Raw genomic sequence first — 16,748 nt, 5'->3', positions numbered from 1 at the left:
GTGCGGCAGGGGGCGCGATGGGCAGGCGGAGGGGCGCGTACCGCTCGGGAGGACTGCGACGGCCCGGAGGGTGGCGGCTCCTGTACTGGACCGTGTTCGGCGCCGGAACCGTGGCGGCGATCCTGGCCCTCGTGCAGGCATGGACCACGGCTGCCGTCGCGGTGGGGCTCGGCGGCGCCTCAACCGCAGCGCTGGGCCTCCTCGTTGAGCAGATCAGGTCCCAGGAACGATGGCCGGAGCACCTGTCCGGGGCGCGCCCGGGGCGGGTTCCTCGCGTGCGGGAAGCCAACGACCCGGCCGACTGGGTGGCGCAGCCCGCGGGCCGCGACAACTGGTCCGCGACCCCCTATGTCGAGCGTGATGTCGACACGGAGCTGTCCGCTCTGTTGCGGCACGGCGGATTCGTGCTGTTGCTCGGCGAATCCGCGGCGGGCAAGTCACGTACCGCCTATGAGGCTGTGCGCAGGACGCTCCCGGCGCACGCCTGGGTGTGCCCCTTCACCCGGGCCTCGGTGGCGGTCGCCGTGGAGGCCGCCCGCGCGTGTACACCGAGCGTGCTGTGGCTCGACGACCTGGAGAACTACCTGGGCCTTGAGGGCTTGACCGTGTCACAGGTGCACCACCTGCTCGGGCAACCCCGGCCCGCGGTGCTCGTCGCCACGATGCGCAGCGAGGAGTACCGCCGCTACGACACCCATGAGGGAAGCCGGCTGACCGGCGCCGACCGGGATCTGTGGCGTTCCGAACGCGCCGTGATCGCCAGGGCGACCGTCGTCCGGGTGGAACGATTATGGTCACCGGCCGAACTCCGCCGCGCCCGGAGTCTCGCCCCGAGCAGACGTATCGGCATCGCCCTGCGGGCCAGCGACCGGTTCGGGATAGCGGAATCACTGTCCTGCGGGCCCGAGTTGGTGAACCTCTGGAAGAACGCATGGGCCTGCGGCGGACAACCGCGTGGGGCCGCACTGGTCACCGCGGTGGTGGACTGCCGCCGGGCCGGCCTGCGAAGGCCGGTTCCCGTCGAGTGGGTGCGACGGACGCACGAAGGCTATCTGGCGGCACGCGGCGGTGAGTGCCTGCGGCCCGAGCCCTTCGAGGAGGCCGAGGACTGGGCATGCCTGACCGTTCGCGCCACCAGCAGCCTGCTGTCGAGGTCGGCTGATCCGGCAGGACTGACGTGCTTCGACTACCTCCTCGGCAGCGACGGCCTGGAACCCGTCCCCGATCACTTGTGGGAGACGCTGCTGCCCCTGGTCCAGGGTGAAGAGGCTTACGACATCGGGCTCGTGGCACACGGCGAACTCCGGCTGCGGCACGCCCTCGTCGCGCTGAACCGGGCCCAGCGGGATCAGGTGCCGGGTGCGGACTTCGCGCTTGCCCTGGTCATCGGGGATTCCGGACACCCCCGACGGGCCATCGACCTGTTGCGGGCCCAGGCCCGGGGCCGGATGGTCCCCCTGCCCGTACGCCTCCAGTTGGCCCACTTCCGGGGAGTCGCGGGGGACTACGCCGCTTCGGCCCACGCCTTCCGCGGCCTTGTCCATGAGATGACCCGTACGCTCGGAGCCGACCACCCGGACACACTGGCGGCCCGCCATGAAGCGGCCTTCTACACCGGCGAGTCCGGACGTACATCAGAAGCGGTCGCGGAGCTCACAGCCCTGGCAGCGGTTCGCCGGCAGGTTCTGGGCGCCGACCACCACCAGACTCTGGCCACCCGCCGCAGCATGGCCTGGTTCCAGGGCAAGGGCGGCCAACTCGAGCTGGCGGTACGTGAGTTACAGGACCTGCTTGCCGAGTCCCGGACGATTCTCGGGGCCCGCGACCCCCACACCCTCGCCGTACGATCAGCCCTCGCCCAGTTCCAGGGCGAAGCAGGCGACTGGGCACGGGCCGCTCGCGAGCTGGCCGATATCTCCGCCGACCGGCAGGCCACACTGGGCCCCGGCCACCCCCACACCCTGGCCACTCGGCACCAGCTCGCCCTCGCCCTGGCCCACGGAGGCGACCGAGAAGGCGCCCGTACGCTCCTGTCCGCTCTGCTGTCGGACATGACATTCCATCTGGCCCCCGACCACCCACACCTGACCGCCACCCGGGCCACCCATGCTGGGCTCCACTGATCCGGGGGCGGCTGCGCCGTCGAACTGTCCGGGGAGCTGCCGGCCGCCCCCGGGGCGGGCGGCTTTTCAGTGTTCTGCGGACTTACGCCCGACCGCGCCCGGCTCTGACCTTCCGGCGAGCAGAATCAGCAGGGACGCCGCGATCGACACGGCGGCCAGCACAGCGCTGGTCGTACTGAATGCACCTTGGGGTCCCCCGCTTCGCGTCACCAGATCCAGATAGACGGTGCCGAAGACGGCAACTCCGAGGGTGCCACCGACCTGGAGCGTCGTATTGAACAGCCCACTGACGTCCGGCGCGTAGCGTGCCTTAGGACGCTGGAAGTGGACGGTCCGCTTGACTACCGCCGCACGTTCCCTCTCGAAGGCCGCAAACCACTCAACTTTGCGATGTCTTATCTGTGTTGCAGCTGTAACTCCACCGCTGTTCACTGTCAGTCCCGGTGTCTACAGTGACTAGTGATGCTTGGCCAACGGGGAGGGTGTTGTGGCGGAGAGCGGCGGGGCGATGGACCCTGCGACAGCTTCCATGCTGGGAGCCGCGGGAGCGGCTGTGGTCGGGGGGCAGCGTCGGAGCAGGCGCGGCGATGCAGAAGCTGCGGGTCGAGACCGAGACGCTCACGACCTTCAAGAAGCGTGTGGACATCCTCCTGAGAGAGCTCGAGCAGTCCAAGGCGGCGCCGAAGCACATCGCTGACGGAGTGCTGCCTTCTGGCCGTCTCGGGAATTTCGGCGAGGCCGAGGCGCTCCACAGCTCGTATCGCCGCGTGCACGGCGAACTGGAGAACCTGTCCAAGATGCTGGCGCTGCAGATCGAAGGACTGCTCGTAGCAGCAGGCGCGAACAAGACGGGCTACGACAACACCGAGGATGGAGCGCGCGAGCGGCTGAGCAGGATCCGGTCTGAGGCGGACGCCCTGTTCGAGAAGACGCGACGAGATGCCGGGAAGGCCCATGGTGCAGGCGCGGCTGATCCGAAGCCCAAGCCGGAGGGCCCACGTGACGGAATCCGTCGAAAGGTGTGGCCCTCAAGGCGTTCTCTTGTTTCAGAAGCTGCCGGTAGGGCCTACTTTCTGCGACACAGCTTCCGAGCGCCGGGATGCGGCCCTGACGCGCTGCCGGTGGACCGGCCCGGTTGCACAATTTTCCCACCGCACGGGCGCTGTCCCGAGAGGCCAATGAAGGTCAATCGGCCAGCGCTCGATGCTTTTGTCGTTACGTGCGGAAGCGCACTTCTTCCTCTCAAATGGCCATGCGAGCGGTGCAGGCGACAAGAGGAACGGCGCCGGCCCTACGAGATGAGACACAAGTGCATGCACCACTTACTCCGCATCGGGGCCAGTCCCCCATGTGGCCTTCAAGTCCGAGCACTTTACGACGATTGACGAATCGGCCAACGCGATCTCATGAAGGCAGCCACCAGGGTTTGGAGTAACTTCATCCAGCACGATCGTGTCCGCATTCATCCAATCGATCGAATCTTCACGATCGATAGACAAGTGCGTCACTCCGCTATATTCAATCGACAGACCACTGTCATGCTTCCATTCATTAGGCGCGAATCGAATCACTAGCGCCCCCTCCCCGGAGGCGAAGCAAACTTCATCCGGTTCGAGATCCTTCACACAACGGCGACTGCGAAAACTGTAGTGACCTGGGTCCGGCTCGAAAGTTCGCTACGGCTGGGGCCGACCAGCCCTTCCCACCCGCACACGCAGGCGTCAATATGTGTACACCCTATGAGGAACGCAGCATCAGGGCGTACCCCGTAGCGGACCGAAGCGGGACGGGGCTCGGTGATCCCCGTTGTCTTCGTGCCACTGACAGCTAGCCGCCTGAATATATCCCTCTCCCCCATTGAGGAGAAAGAATTCTCCACGAGAAGATGCCGCGGCATTGCCTCCCAGGAAATTCAGCCGCTCTCCCATATCGAGCCGAGTAATATCCAGCCGCGCATAGCTTGGCGCCAAGTGCATCAACTCCACTGCCGGGAAAACGATATCGATCCGCGTAGCATATTGCTGCGGATGGAAGCTCCTGAGGAGCAGCATTGAATGACTAACCGAATACTGCCAAACCTGAAATTTTCGCTCCCACGTAGAAATCTGATGCACCTCAGCTCCCTGGCATCGGCCACGAAGGTGGCTCTGGCACGTTGATTTTCTTCCCGCCCTCGTAGAATGAGATGCTATCCCACGACCGGTCACCAACTCGCACCGCCTTCCCGATGTGGTACATCTCGCGCTCAGTCGCGAACCAGTTGTCACCCATGCCAGATCTATGCGTTCATGAATCGCTCGGCTGGAGTTGACCCGTCGCCGGCCTCCAACTCGCCGACGCCTTTGCGGACCGTCGTCTCGCTGACCTGCGCCGCCTGCGCGACCGCCCGAACACCACCATGGCCCAAGATCCGGGCCTCGGCCCCCATCAGTAGACGGCGCTGCCGATCGTCCAGGTGTGGGAACAACACCACGAACTTGATGGGGAGTTGCTCTCGAGTCTCGTCAGGTATGCCCATGCCAGGTGAACGAGCTCGCTGACGGGAAGCAACACGTTGATTCTCTGCGAGCCCTTAATCGTGCCGCCGCCCTACAACCATGCACGAGCTCTTCAGGCGCCTCGGAATGCTGGAATTTCAACTTCTTCGGGGTCGAAGCAGGATTCGTCCTCGCGACCTTCGAGGATGAACCCGAAGAACTCCCTCAGCGCCTCGTTTCCAAAATCGATCGGATGGAAAGGCAGGCTATAGCTAGCCTCGTTTCGAACGGAACGCTCACCTTCCCAGAAGGGAACCTCGAATGGGATACGTTCACCCACGTCCTCGATGACGCCAGAATAGGGATTCACGCTCACGGACCTAAGTAGGTGACCACCCGACCAGACCGCAAAAGCCCCCCAGTCTTCAGCGCTGTGCATAAAAACGGCGTAGGCGTCCCTACCGCCCGCAAAGCTGGAGATCCATTCAGACAACTCGCTCGGCTGATGCCGCGCGAGTTCGCGAGAACAGATAACCTCACATCCAGTTAGGCTCGCGGCGCATACAACTCCATTATTGGGCCAAATGGCAAGGTCAAGCGCAAGTGGACCCATCTCGTGCGAAGTAACTCCGAGGAGCATCTCTGCAAGATGTTTCGACTTATCGCGATCGATCACGATGGGGCCACGAAAGGCCTCTTTGGGTTCTGTCTCAGCGAATACCACCACGGCAGCTTTTGACCCCACCGAATATCTCCCTAGATCTTCCGGCCATAACTCTCCTGGCGAACAGCCCTAACAGTCAGGGCAGCGCCACAGGTCAACTTCCACCTTCATGGTGACCGTTGAGCCCTTATTTAGCCCTGGAACTCTGCTGGTATTCAACACTGCTCCGCCGTGCCCAAGTTCAGCATAGCCCAGCGCTTGATTATCGGTCAGAGAAGCCCCTCTACCAGTCTTCACCTCAACCGCAACCCAGTTTCCTGAAGGATTCTGCGCAACGAAGTCGGCACGAAATACGTCCCCTTGACTGTTCCTGAACATGACTTCCCTTGTGATATTCGCGTACCCCTCATTTTGAAGCCTCTGAAGAGTGGCACTTTCACCTAGGGCGCCGTGCGGAAATCCTGTGGTAGGACACTCGCCAGCGTTATGCACCAGGACCGGAGTCTCGCCAGCCAGCACATAGTACGTATGCAGACCAGCGACCGTGAGGTTGTAGACCGCTGCGCGTTGGGTCCGGCGCTCGATCGCCGTGACGAATACCTGCGTGCCGGCTGAAGTGCGGAGCCACTGTCCCGACTTGAGGTCGGTGGCATCGATCCACTCACCGAGCTCCGGTACCCAGAAGGGGTGGCCGGCCGTGGTGGTGACGGTGGCTGTATCGGTGCCCTTCTTGCCGTCAACGTCGATCGTGACTTCTACCAGGCGTTTGAGGCCGCTTCCCTTGATCTCGGCAGTGACTGTCTTGACTGTTGTCTTGCCGGTTTTCGGGTCGGACGCGAGGACCTTGTCACCGATCTTTACGTCCTCGATGTCCTTGGTGGTGCCGTTGGCCATGAGGACTTTGGTGCCGGGCGTGAAGCTGTTGCCTACCGGACAGATGGAGAGCTTCGCGGCTCCTGCTCTGTCTCCGGACTTCAGCAGCTTCGCTGCTCTGCCGACCTTCCCGAAGGGGATGAGACCGGCCGTGGTCCAAAGGCAGCCGCCCACACTGCCTTTGGCGCACTGGATGGCATCGGTTACGCCGAGGACGTCGAGGAGTTCCTTGGGGCCTCCTGGTTTTACCCAGCCCAGCTTGTGTGCCGCTCTGCATTCCTCTGACCCCGGGTCCGACGCGCACAGGCCCTCGGACCACATCATCACCTGGGCTTGGTAGTCCCCTCGGATGTTCTCGTAGCCGGGCCAGTAGTCGAAGTTCTTGGACGTGGGGACCACCGTGCCGGCGGTCAGGTAGATCACCCCGGGCCCGGACACCGGCTTGGGACGGCAGTTGCTGTTGCAGGGGTGGGGCGGAGCGGGCCTCGTATAGTCGACGCCTTCCCCGGGGCGCCCGTTCCCTGGCTTACCAGTCTCCGGATTCTTGGGGCACGCTTCGGGGAACTGGGCGGAGCCGCAGCCAAGCTTGAGACCTGTGGGGTCTGAGAAGGTCAGCGGGTTGTTGTTGCTGTATGTGTAGCCGTGGATCTGTTGGGGGTCCGTCAGATCCATGATCGGGTCGACGCTGATGAAGCGGCCCGTGGTGGGGTCGTACTCACGGGCGCCGAGGTGCGTGAGGCCGGTGGCAGGCGTGTCATCGGTGCCGCCGATGAATCCCTTGGTGCCGGGCCAGGTTGTCGGCTGTTTGCCGCGCAGTCCGCCGAAGGGGAGGGTGCGGCGCTGCGAGAGGTCCAACGTGGTGGCGTTGACGGCCAGTTGGCCGGTGCCGTGGTGGTCGGCGGTGGTGATGGTGACGGCCTTGTCATCGGCCTGTACGGCCTCGTGACCGCCGCCCAGGGGGGTGTAGCGGGTGGCTTTGGCCTTGGTGGCGCCCTTGGGCAGGACGACTTCGGTGTGGCCGAGGTAGAGCGTCGTCTCGGTCGGGGTGCGGCCGATCAGGCGGTTGCCCTCGGTGTCGTACAGGTATGTCGTTGTCTTCGCCGTGCCGTCGTCGCCTGGTCCGGTCACCTTGGCGAGGTGGCCTTCGGCGTCCCAGGTCAGTGTCTGGGTGTCGCCGCCCAGCACCCTGGTGGTGGTGTTGCCCGTCTTGTCGTAGCCGTAGGTGTCCCTCGCGGTGCCGTTGGGGCCGGTGGCGGTGACGGAGGTCAGGGTGTGCGGCTGCGGCTGGCCCGGGTCGGGGTAGGCGTAGGTGCGCTTCGTGTCCTTGCTGTTGTCGCCCGTGGGGTCGTGGAGGGTTTCGGTGAGGCGGTTTCCTGCTTTGTCGTAGGTGTAGCTGTTCCAGTACGGGGCCGGGCCCGTGCGGCTGCCCGTGGCCGGAGCAGTCGTGCAGGCCTCGTCGCTTTGGGTCCACGCTTCGGTCAGGCGGCGGAGGTAGTCGTAGGTGAAGCACTGGTTGTCGATGCCGTCGCGGGAGGCGTCCGTGACGGCCAGGACGTTGCCGGCCTGGTCGTAGCGGTAGGTGTTGTGCTGGTCGACACCTGTTTTGTCCTGGCGTTCCACGCGGGAGGTGGCCAGGCGTTGGGTGCCCCATTCGTAGGTGTTGGTGGCCCAGGTCTTCTTCGATCCGGCCACGCTGCTGCCGAGTTGATGCTGTAGCGGTTTACCGGTCAGGGAGTAGCTGGTGTCGGCCTGGATGCCGTTGCCGAGGAGAGAGATCGGGCGGAGCGTTTGCTCCTCGTAGGTGTAGGAGTATCCGCCGCCCGGCAGGGAGCCGGCCGCCGAGTAGGACACGGCTCCTACCACTCCGGAAAGCTTGTAGGCGGTGCCGGTCTGGTAGGTGCCGGCCAGAGCTCCTTCCGCTGCGGGGATCACCACGGCGGTCCTGATCGGCCGGTAGAGCTGGTCGTACTGCGTGACCTGCGAGGTGTAGGCCGCGCCGTTGACGTAGCGCGTGGACTGGGTGAGTTGCCCCTTGGCGCCGGACAGCGTGTCGTAGGTCCACTTGGCCTGCAGCTCGCCGGTGGGAGTGTCCTTGCGCAGCTCGGTCTTGCGGTCCAGACCGTCGTAGACGTTGGCCAGAGTGGTGCCGCGGGCGTCGGTGCTGGTGGTCAGCAGTCCGCGGTCGTCGTGCGTATAGGTGGTGGTGCCCTTGTCCGGGTCAGTGGACTTGGTCTTGCGGCCCAGTTGGTCGTAGGTGTACGTCCAGTCGTTGCCCGCGGGGTCGGTGACCTTCGCCAGTTTGCCGCTCGCGGTGTAGGCGTACTTGGTGGTGTCGTACGCCGCTGTCACGTTGCGGCTGTGGTGCTGGCGCAGTTCGGTGGTCCGGCCCCGGGTGTCGGTGAGCGTGGTGGTGGCGGTGGCGCCTTCGGGCGGAATGACCGTGGTGCGGTCGCCGCCGTAGATGGTCGTGGTGGTTCCGAGGACTGTGCCGCCGTCGCCGTTGCCGGCGATCTGCTTGGCTTCGGTCACCCGGCCGAGGCCGTCGAACGCCTGGCGTGTCTGGGACTCCACGGACAGCGCGTTGTCCGGCTTGAACAGGGCGCGGTTGGGCGGGCCTTCGGTGTAGTAGGGCGCGAAGGCCTTGGCCTGGAGGCCGCGCTCGTCGTAGAAGTTGTCAGCGAGGATGCGGCCGCCGTCGGGGCCGGGACTCTGGCTCTGCCGCTCGCGCAGGAAGCCGTCGTAGACCGTGTAGGAGGCGATTTGCCCACCGCTGTTGTTCAGCGTCTGGGTACGAACGGCGACAGGCTGGCCTTCGTCGACGAAATAGGTGAACTCGTAGCTGGGGGTCTGCCCTGTCAGGCGGTTGGGCAGCCAGACCTTGGCATTGCGCCCCAGGGCGTCGTAGGTGAGCTCGGTGCGCTTGCCGTTGGTGTCCACCAGTGCCGTGGGCTGGCCGCGCAGGGGGTCGAGTTCGGTGCTCTTGGACTGCGCGGTCGAGGCGTCGCCTGCCTTGGCCGGTGGGGTGGTTGTGGTGACCTTGGCGGCGAAGCCCGTGCTGGGGCTGTACGACGTGGTCGCCGTGCGGCCGTCGGTGCGTGCGGTCCGTGTGGGCGTACCGGAGCCGGTGACGGTGACGTTGGCCGTCAGGTCTGTCGCCTTCAGCTGGCGGCCGTAGGCGTCGAATTCGCTACCTGCCTCCAGGTAGGTGGCGGTGGTGCCGTCGTGCTTCTTGAGCGTGGCGACGGCGGTCGCGTCGCCCTTGGTCGGGGGCGCGCCGTAGGCGCTGCCGTCGTATGCGGTGCGGACGTCGGAGATGACGTCCTTGGTGCGGTCGATGGCGTCGTCGCAGGACGCGGCGACAGTCTCCGCCCGCGAGGCCAGCGTCAGGATGTTGGCGTCGGCGTTGGTGGCGTAGCTGGTGCGAGCGCACTGGTTGTCCGCGGCCGTGGAGTTGTCGCCGAAGTCGTCGACCTGGGTGACGCGTCCTGCGGTCGTGTCGTAGGCCGTGGCCTTCGAGGCGATCCGCCAGGTGCTTCCTGCGCCATGGTCCAGGGAGGTCCAGGTCTTGGAGTGGGAGGTGCCGGTGAAGTTGGCGGTCACCGTGCCCCAGTCCCGCTTCTTCTCCGCGGTCTGGTGGCGCCAGGGCCGGTTCACGGTCTTGGCCAGGACCTTGCCGCCCGGCCCGGAGTAGCTGACGGTCTTGTAGGTGAAGCCGGCGGCGGACTCGTGGTCGGTGATCGGGTCGCCTTCGCCGTCGCCGAGGGACACGGTGACGTCCTTGGTGCCGCCTGTGGTGGTTTCGCGGTCGCCGTGCATGCCGCGGAGGAAGTAGCTGTCCTGTTGGGTCTTCATCGCGGCCTGCCCGCCCTGGCCGCCGGTCTGGACGCGGACATGGCCGTAGCCGCGCCACTGGGACCAGGTCTTGAATTTCTCCTTGGTCAGGCCGTCGTCATCGTCGTAGTGCCAGGCCGCATTGCCCTTGTATTCGTACGTGGTGACCTGGTCGGGTGCGCCGCCGGTGCGGTCGGTCGCGGTGACCGACGTGGTGACGTACTTGTTGAACCACTGCCGTTCCGGGTCGTCCGTGGTGGAGCCGCCGATGTACTGGGGGAAGCATCGGGTGGTGTTCGACTGTGGGGTGGGCAGAGCGTTCCAGTCGCAGACGGGTGCCGAGTAGTTGGCATCGATCTGACCGCCCGACTCGTCCGCGATCGTGGACAGGCGGGCCTTGATGAAGGGGGCGTAACCGTCGCCGGTCTTGTCGAGGCGGTTGGCCAGCTGGGTGTAGGCGAAGGTGGTTTTCGGCAGCGTCACTGCGGGCTCGGCGCTGTGGCCGGTGTGCTGGATCGAGTCGAGCAGCAGCTGGTAGTCGATATCGGCCTGTCCCCAGCGGTGGCCCAGCTTCCAGGAATCGACCTTGCTGTATGTGTCGCCGCGGAGGACCTGCGTGGTGACGCCGGTCAGCCGCTCTCGCGTGAAGAAGGCCGGGGCGTAGCGGCCCTGGTCACAGTCATCGCCCGCGTCGCAGTTCAGGTCCCAGGGAGTGTCGTACCAGTAGAAGGACTTGTCGTCGATGGTGTCGGCGGCGCACGTGACGCCGTTGGTGGGCAGGCAGCGCTCGGCGGTGGTGAAGTCCACCTTCGCCAACGGCTTGGCGCCGTACATGGCGGACGATTTGAGGCCGTACTCGGCGCGACTCAGCGATCCGCCCCGGGTGTAGCGGGTGTCGTCCTTCGCCTCCAGGTTGCGGCCGTAGGAGTTCCGCTCTTGGTCGTAGTAGTACGCGACCGCGTTGCCGCGTGGGTCGACGACATAGTCGAGATTCCAACGCCACGCCTGCTGGCACCAGGAGTCGGCGAAGGATGCTGCGTGGCAGGGCTCGCCGGAGTTGTTGCCGAAGACCGGGGCTGTCCAGACGGATTCCGTCGTCTGCTTGCCGTCCGTCCAGCCCGGCAGGCGCTGGTAGCCGAAGTAGTAACGCACGCCCTGGGGGTCGGTGAGCCGCCAGTACTCGCCGTCGTTGTCGCCGTTGCCGCGGTCGGTGGACTTCAGGCGCTTGATGCGGGAGCCGTCGTCCTTCTTGAACTTGAACTCGTCGTCCCCGGCCGGTACCAGCTCACCGCCCTGTCCGTTGATGGTCATGAACGCGTTGTCGTAGCCCCAGCACAGATCGCCCGGCTTGTTGCCGTCGGCATGCTTCACGCCGTCATCCGCACATGGCTTGTAGCGACGCTCGATGAATCCCGGCCACAGATCGAATCCGTCGCCGGCCCAGGAGGACTGGTTGTTCGTCGCCGATGTGCGGCCGTCGATTCCAGCGGAGGAGTACGAGAGACCCAGGTTCGGCTTCAAGCCGCCCGGCACGTCCGGCACCGGCATGTCGTACGACCACGTGAAGTCGCCGGTGTTCAGGTTCGTTTCCCAGGTTGCCGACGGGGACAGTGAGGTGGCCTTGAAGTCGCCGCCCGAGCCCTGCGCCCCGGCAACGGCCGCCAGGACCGTCGGCTCGCTCGTCTTCACCGCGACCGTGTCCGCGGTCAGCGTCCGCTTCTCGGTGTCGTTGGCCGTCGGCAGTGGCTTCGCTTCGCGGCACTGACTCACGTTCGGGGTGTCCAGTGCGCAGGCGGGCAGCTGGACCAAGGTGAGACGGTCCGCGTAGTCGCCCCCGAACGCCTCGGCGAAGGAGGAGTAGTCGAGCCGGGCACGGACCTTTCCAGGTCGGTCGCCCTTGCCGGTCCCCGCTCTCAGAGTGAAGAGCACTCCGTTCACGCCGGCGCGCTCGGCGTCCTCGTGGTCGAGGACCCGGGCCATGACCTCGCCTTGTGCCACCGACTTGGCACTCCCACCGCTCGGATGTCCCGAGGATGCCGCTGTCGGCACACCGACAGCGAGCGGCAGGCCTCTGGCCCTCACCTGTTGCCCGGCCGTCGCAAGGGCCACCTCTGGCACCGCCACCCTTGCCGCTCTGGCCTTCGGCCAGGAAGCCCTCGGCGCCGTGGCAGGGCCCCTCGGCTCCTTGGTCACCGTGCGAGGCTCGGCCTGGATGCCGTCCCGCCCCTTGACCGGTTTCTCGGACGCCGGCAGACCGGGACGGTCGTTGCCCTCCGCGGTGGCCACGGGCGCCGTGACCGCCTGCAGCAACGTTCCGACCATGACCGCGGTCACGGCCAGCGCGATCCTGCGTCGCACGACCGCGAGGGGACGCGGTCCGGGTATGCCGTTCATCTCTGCCATCCGTCCTTCACACGACAGCGCCGGCTCTCACGTGGGTATGCGTCGCGGCGTAGAAGATTCAGGGGAAACGTCAGGAGCCGGCGGGCCGGGATGCAGCGCCCGGCCCGCCAGGGTTCAGCTGCCTTCCGGCACCTCAGTCGGTACGTCGAACCATTGGCCGGCCAGCCATGCGACCTGCGCGTCACTCAAAGCGCCTTGGAAGGCCCATACGTCGTCCACCAGGCCGGGGAAGTACTCACCCCAGGCCCCATCGGTCTTCGACCGCCCGACCTGGAAGGACTTGGTGGCCTTGAACGTCAGGACGTTTTCCGCCCAAGGGACCAGCTCCGTGCAGGTGGGGTCGTCTGCCTCACCGTCGCCGTCACCGTCCCCGCAAGCGACCTCCGCCAGACTGCCGTTGACATACAGCCGGGCTTCCTTGGCGAACCCGTCGTAGACGAGGGCGAGGTGGTTCCACTCGCGTACGTCGTAGAACTCGCCGTTGTCCATACGTGCTGTTACGGACTCGGCTCTGTCTTCGTCTGTCATGGCGAGCTGCCAACGCCCCGGATTTCCCTGCGGGTTCGTGGCGTCAGGCAGGTAGCGGACCGAGAAGGCGCTCTGGGTGGCGCCTTCCGCGCTGACCAGCGCGATGTCATCGTCGGGCATGGACGCGGCCTGGGCCCATGCGGTCACGGTGAAGCTTGTGTCACTGTCCATTGGCACGGCGTTCGTGGCTGCGTAGCCGTTGACGCCGTCGAGCTCAAGTGCGCCGCCCATGAAGCCCTGATCCGCCGGCTTGGCGCCCCCGTTCAGTGTCAGCGCACTGGCGCCGGTGTCGTTGGGCGTGGTGGCCGGACTTCCCGTGGATACCGCGTCGAGCAACCAGCGGCTCTTGACCAACGAACGTTGCCTGAAGAGCTGCTGGACTTCCTCGGCGGACACGGGTCGGTTGAACAACCGCACGTCGTCGATGACGCCAGGGAAGTGGTTGGACACTTGCCCGCTGTAGCTTCCGGCGCCGATGAACATGGACTGGGTGGCATAGAACGCGCCTCCCAGCTTGGTCGTTCCCGCCGGCCTGCCGTTGAGGTAGAGCGTGAGCGTGTCCGCCACCGTGTCGTGCACGCCGACCAGGTGCACCCATTCTCCGGCCCGGGCCGTCGTGCCGGTCGGCGACATCGCTCTGATGATCGTCGCGTCCGCGCTGTCCGCGGAGTACTGGTTGAACGCCCACCGGTCGTACGCCTTGGAGTAGTACAACTCGAATCCCGGCCGCTGCACGCCTGCCTGTGCGGTGATGACCGCCGCTTCGTCCGGCTTCCGGTCAAGTTTCGCCCAGGCCGAGACCGCGAAGCTCCCGGCGGTGTTCACGTGCGGGCCACTGTTCTGTCCGATCTTGGCGTAGCCGTCGGTGCCGTTGAACCGCACGGCTTTGCCGTCCACCCCCGCCTGACCGGCCGTGACCGAGCCCTGGAACTTGGCGGGCAGTACCCCTCCATGCCCCGCGATCTGCGTCGTGCCCGGCTGCTCGTCCAGGGGGAAGACCGCCAGAGCGGGTCGTCCGGGGTCACCCACCGACTGATTCGCGTACAGCTTGTCGACCTCGTCCTGCGCCAACGGCTTGTCGAACAACTGGACTTCGTCGATGGCGCCGGGAAAGAAGGCCTTCGGTGCGCCACTCGTGGAGCCCGCGCCGATCTGCAGTCCGCGGCGGGCCTCCCACGGCGTGCTGTAGGTGGTCTGTCCGACTCGTCTGCCGTCGACGTACAGCTCCAGCAGGTCATGGGCCGAGGAATAGGAGCCCACGAGATGGGTCCACTTGCCGGCGCTCGCTCCACCCGGGGCATCCGGCATGACTCGTGCGATGCCGGCGTCCGTGGTGTCGGCCTTGTACTGGTTGAATGCCCACCGGTCGTACGCCTTGGAGTAGTACAACTCGAATCCCGGACTGTGATTGCCCGGCTGTGTGGCGACGACCGCGGCGTCGTCCGGCATTCTGGACAACTTCGCCCATGCGGACACCGCGAACCCGCCGCTGGTGCTCACCACCGAAATGTCGGTGGCCGCATAGGCGTTGGTGCCATTGAACTCGATGGCGTTGCCTTTGACGCCGGCCGCACCCGCCACAGCCGCACCGTGCAGAGCCGCGGTGCGCTCCGGCGTCGACCCTGCCGCCTCCGTCGCGCCTGCGGGCTCGTCCAACTGCCAGGTCGCCCGCTCGGGCTGCCCTGCCTTTACCCGAAACTGGTAGGTGCGGATCTCGCTTCCGTTGCCGGCCGAGTCGAAAGCCTGCGCCGTCACGAAGTTCACTCCGGGCTCGGCCGGCAGCACCAGCGCCGACTTCGCCACGCCTCCGGACGTGACCAGTGTGTTCTTCGACGCAGGATCGCCGTTGACTCCGAACCAGTACTTGGTCACATCTCCGTCAGCAGCCTTGAGCTGGAAGGTTCCGTACTTGCCGACCCCATCGAGCCAAGGGTCGTCAGGGTTCTCCGGATCGGAGGCCGGATACTGGGCAGAAGTGATCGACGGCGCCTTCGGAACCCTCGTGTCATACACGAAGTAGCAGGCCGTCGGGTCACCTGCGTAGGACCACGGCGAGTACTGCGCGCCGTCGTAAGCCCGTGCGTAGAAGTGGACCGTCTTGTTCTGTGACACGGACGACGGAAGGCTGATCGAGAAGATCGATCCGGACTTCTTCGCCGTCGTACGCGCGGGTTTCCAGCGGGTGATCAATCCCTTCCCGTCGCCGGAGTCCCATTTCGCCTGGAACTCCACCGAGACACTGTCACCATCAGGGTCCTTGACCTTGTTCGCGTAGATCTTGCCCAACGTGCGCACCCGCGCCGCCTTGTCCGGCTTTTTGCAGGTGCCGCCGTACTCCATGGACAGCTGCGACATCTTGATCTGTGACGGCGGTCGGTTGTACTTGACCCGCAGGAACGCCTTGTCGGAGAACCGCTTCCATCCGTATCTGTCGGACTCGCTGGAGGCCTGCAGGCCGAAGGTCATGGTCGACCACTTGCCGTTCGCGGCCTGCTGTACCGCCGACCTCACATCGAACTCGGCGTCCTTGGCCGCACACCCTTCATAGCCATGGGCGAAAGACTCCGACCTCAAATGATCTATCCAAAAACCCGAGGCGTTCTGGGAGTTCCAGGTGGTCGACGAGGAGATGTCCTTCGTACGCCACAACTGCACCCCGCGGTCCGCGCACGAAGCCGACCAGACATTCCGCACCACGAACTCAGCCGACAAGACCGACTTGCCCGCGAACCTCGATGTCGGTATCCGGTAGAAGAGCCGCTTGGTGTCATGCGGCGCGCAGTAGTCCCAGCCGCAGTACCCCATGCCCGCATCGGACTTGCCGTTGAACTTCCACTGCGGCGAAGACGCCCAGTACTTCGATGCCATCGTCCACGCCGAAGCCCGCGGCGTGTACCACTGCGGGTCGATGAACACCGGGTACGTGGTGTCCTTGCCTCTGAGGACCCCTGCGTCCGGTGTCAGCACCAACTCCCCGCCGCCCGCCGCGATCTCCACGCCAACCGGAGCCAACTTGGCCGACTCGCCGGCCCCCGGCTCTGCCGGCTCCTCTCCCATCGCGCCCGTCGATGGCTCCTTCGCGCCCGCCCCCTCGGACTGCGGGCCCGTACCGGAGTCCCACATCACGGGCCTGGGCGCCTCGAACACCGCGCCCTTGGCGCCCTGGTCCACCGCCTCGAGCCCGCCTTGCGCTGTCTCCCGAACATCCATGCCATCTGCCGCGAGTTGCAACCGCAGCTCAGCCAGCTTCGTGCTCGCCGCAGCTTCGGCGGTCTTGACCACCAACAGCTGTGTGAATCCGTCTTCCTGGGCGCCCATCCGCAGATCGACCCCGGGAAGCACATCCGGGTAGGTCGCCGTGTTCCCTTCCAGATCGGGAGCGGGCAGGTTGCCGGGCCAGTACAACGCGAGTTCACGGCCCGCCCTGGTCATCCGAACCAGTGGCTCCGACCCGCCCCCGGAGAACTCCAGATCCACCGTGGCGGCCTTCGGCTTCACCATGCCGTCGGTCGCGACCAGCCCGGTGTCGACCTTCCGCCACTCACCGTCGACCCGCGCCCACACCGGTCGCAGATACTCCCGGGCCTCCAACTCACCTTCTGGGGTGGCGAAGACCTCACTGCTCTCGCCTCTCTGCGAGGCGATCTCCACGCTCTCTCCGACGCGCTTCGCCTCGGCCAGCGCCTCCGACTCGGATAAGGCCCTGGGCATCTCCGACCTGTGCTCCGCCGAGGACGGGGGCAACTCCGTCATCGCCGAAGCCGCATCAGCCCCCGGAAGCACTCCGCCTGCCAATACGGCAGCCAACAGGGCCGCAGCCGGCCTCCCGAACCCATGTAATCGCGTGAA

5 protein-coding genes and 1 pseudogene are annotated in these 16,748 nt (G+C 65.8%); 2 read left to right on the top strand and 4 right to left on the bottom strand.

Features of this window, described 5'->3' with window-relative positions:
• Nucleotides 1-17: 17 nt before the first annotated feature.
• Together ACFQVC_RS03230 and ACFQVC_RS03225 are read left to right on the top strand one after the other, a co-directional pair.
• A complete protein-coding gene (locus tag ACFQVC_RS03230) occupies nt 18-2,123 on the top strand; it encodes a hypothetical protein (RefSeq protein WP_381826146.1) in 2,106 nt (701 codons plus the stop codon).
• Nucleotides 2,124-2,710: 587 nt separating this feature from the next.
• The gene (locus ACFQVC_RS03225) at nt 2,711-3,508 is read left to right on the top strand and encodes a hypothetical protein (protein ID WP_381826144.1); all 798 of its coding nucleotides are present in this window, start codon (nt 2,711-2,713) and stop codon (nt 3,506-3,508) included.
• A 929-nt stretch (nt 3,509-4,437) separates the two neighbouring features.
• On the opposite strand, the pseudogene ACFQVC_RS03220 reads toward ACFQVC_RS03225, so the two are convergent.
• The 4 genes and pseudogenes from ACFQVC_RS03220 to ACFQVC_RS03205 all read right to left on the bottom strand — a co-directional run.
• Nucleotides 4,438-4,641 (bottom strand): annotated as a pseudogene (locus ACFQVC_RS03220) (ISAzo13 family transposase); the annotation flags it as partial.
• Nucleotides 4,642-4,733: 92 nt separating this feature from the next.
• The gene (locus tag ACFQVC_RS03215; RefSeq protein ID WP_381826142.1) at nt 4,734-5,345 is read right to left on the bottom strand and encodes a DUF6928 family protein; all 612 of its coding nucleotides are present in this window, start codon (nt 5,343-5,345) and stop codon (nt 4,734-4,736) included.
• Between the two features lie 48 nt (nt 5,346-5,393).
• Nucleotides 5,394-12,362, bottom strand: a complete 6,969-nt coding sequence (locus ACFQVC_RS03210) for a polymorphic toxin-type HINT domain-containing protein (protein ID WP_381827080.1) — start codon at nt 12,360-12,362, stop codon at nt 5,394-5,396.
• Between the two features lie 123 nt (nt 12,363-12,485).
• Nucleotides 12,486-16,610 (bottom strand): LamG-like jellyroll fold domain-containing protein, encoded by a 4,125-nt coding sequence (locus ACFQVC_RS03205; RefSeq protein WP_381827078.1) that lies wholly within the window; start codon nt 16,608-16,610, stop codon nt 12,486-12,488.
• Nucleotides 16,611-16,748 lie beyond the last annotated feature (138 nt).

The organism is Streptomyces monticola, assembly GCF_042665355.1.
Lineage (GTDB): Bacteria > Actinomycetota > Actinomycetes > Streptomycetales > Streptomycetaceae > Streptomyces > Streptomyces monticola.
This window is presented reverse-complemented; position numbering and strand designations above follow the sequence as displayed.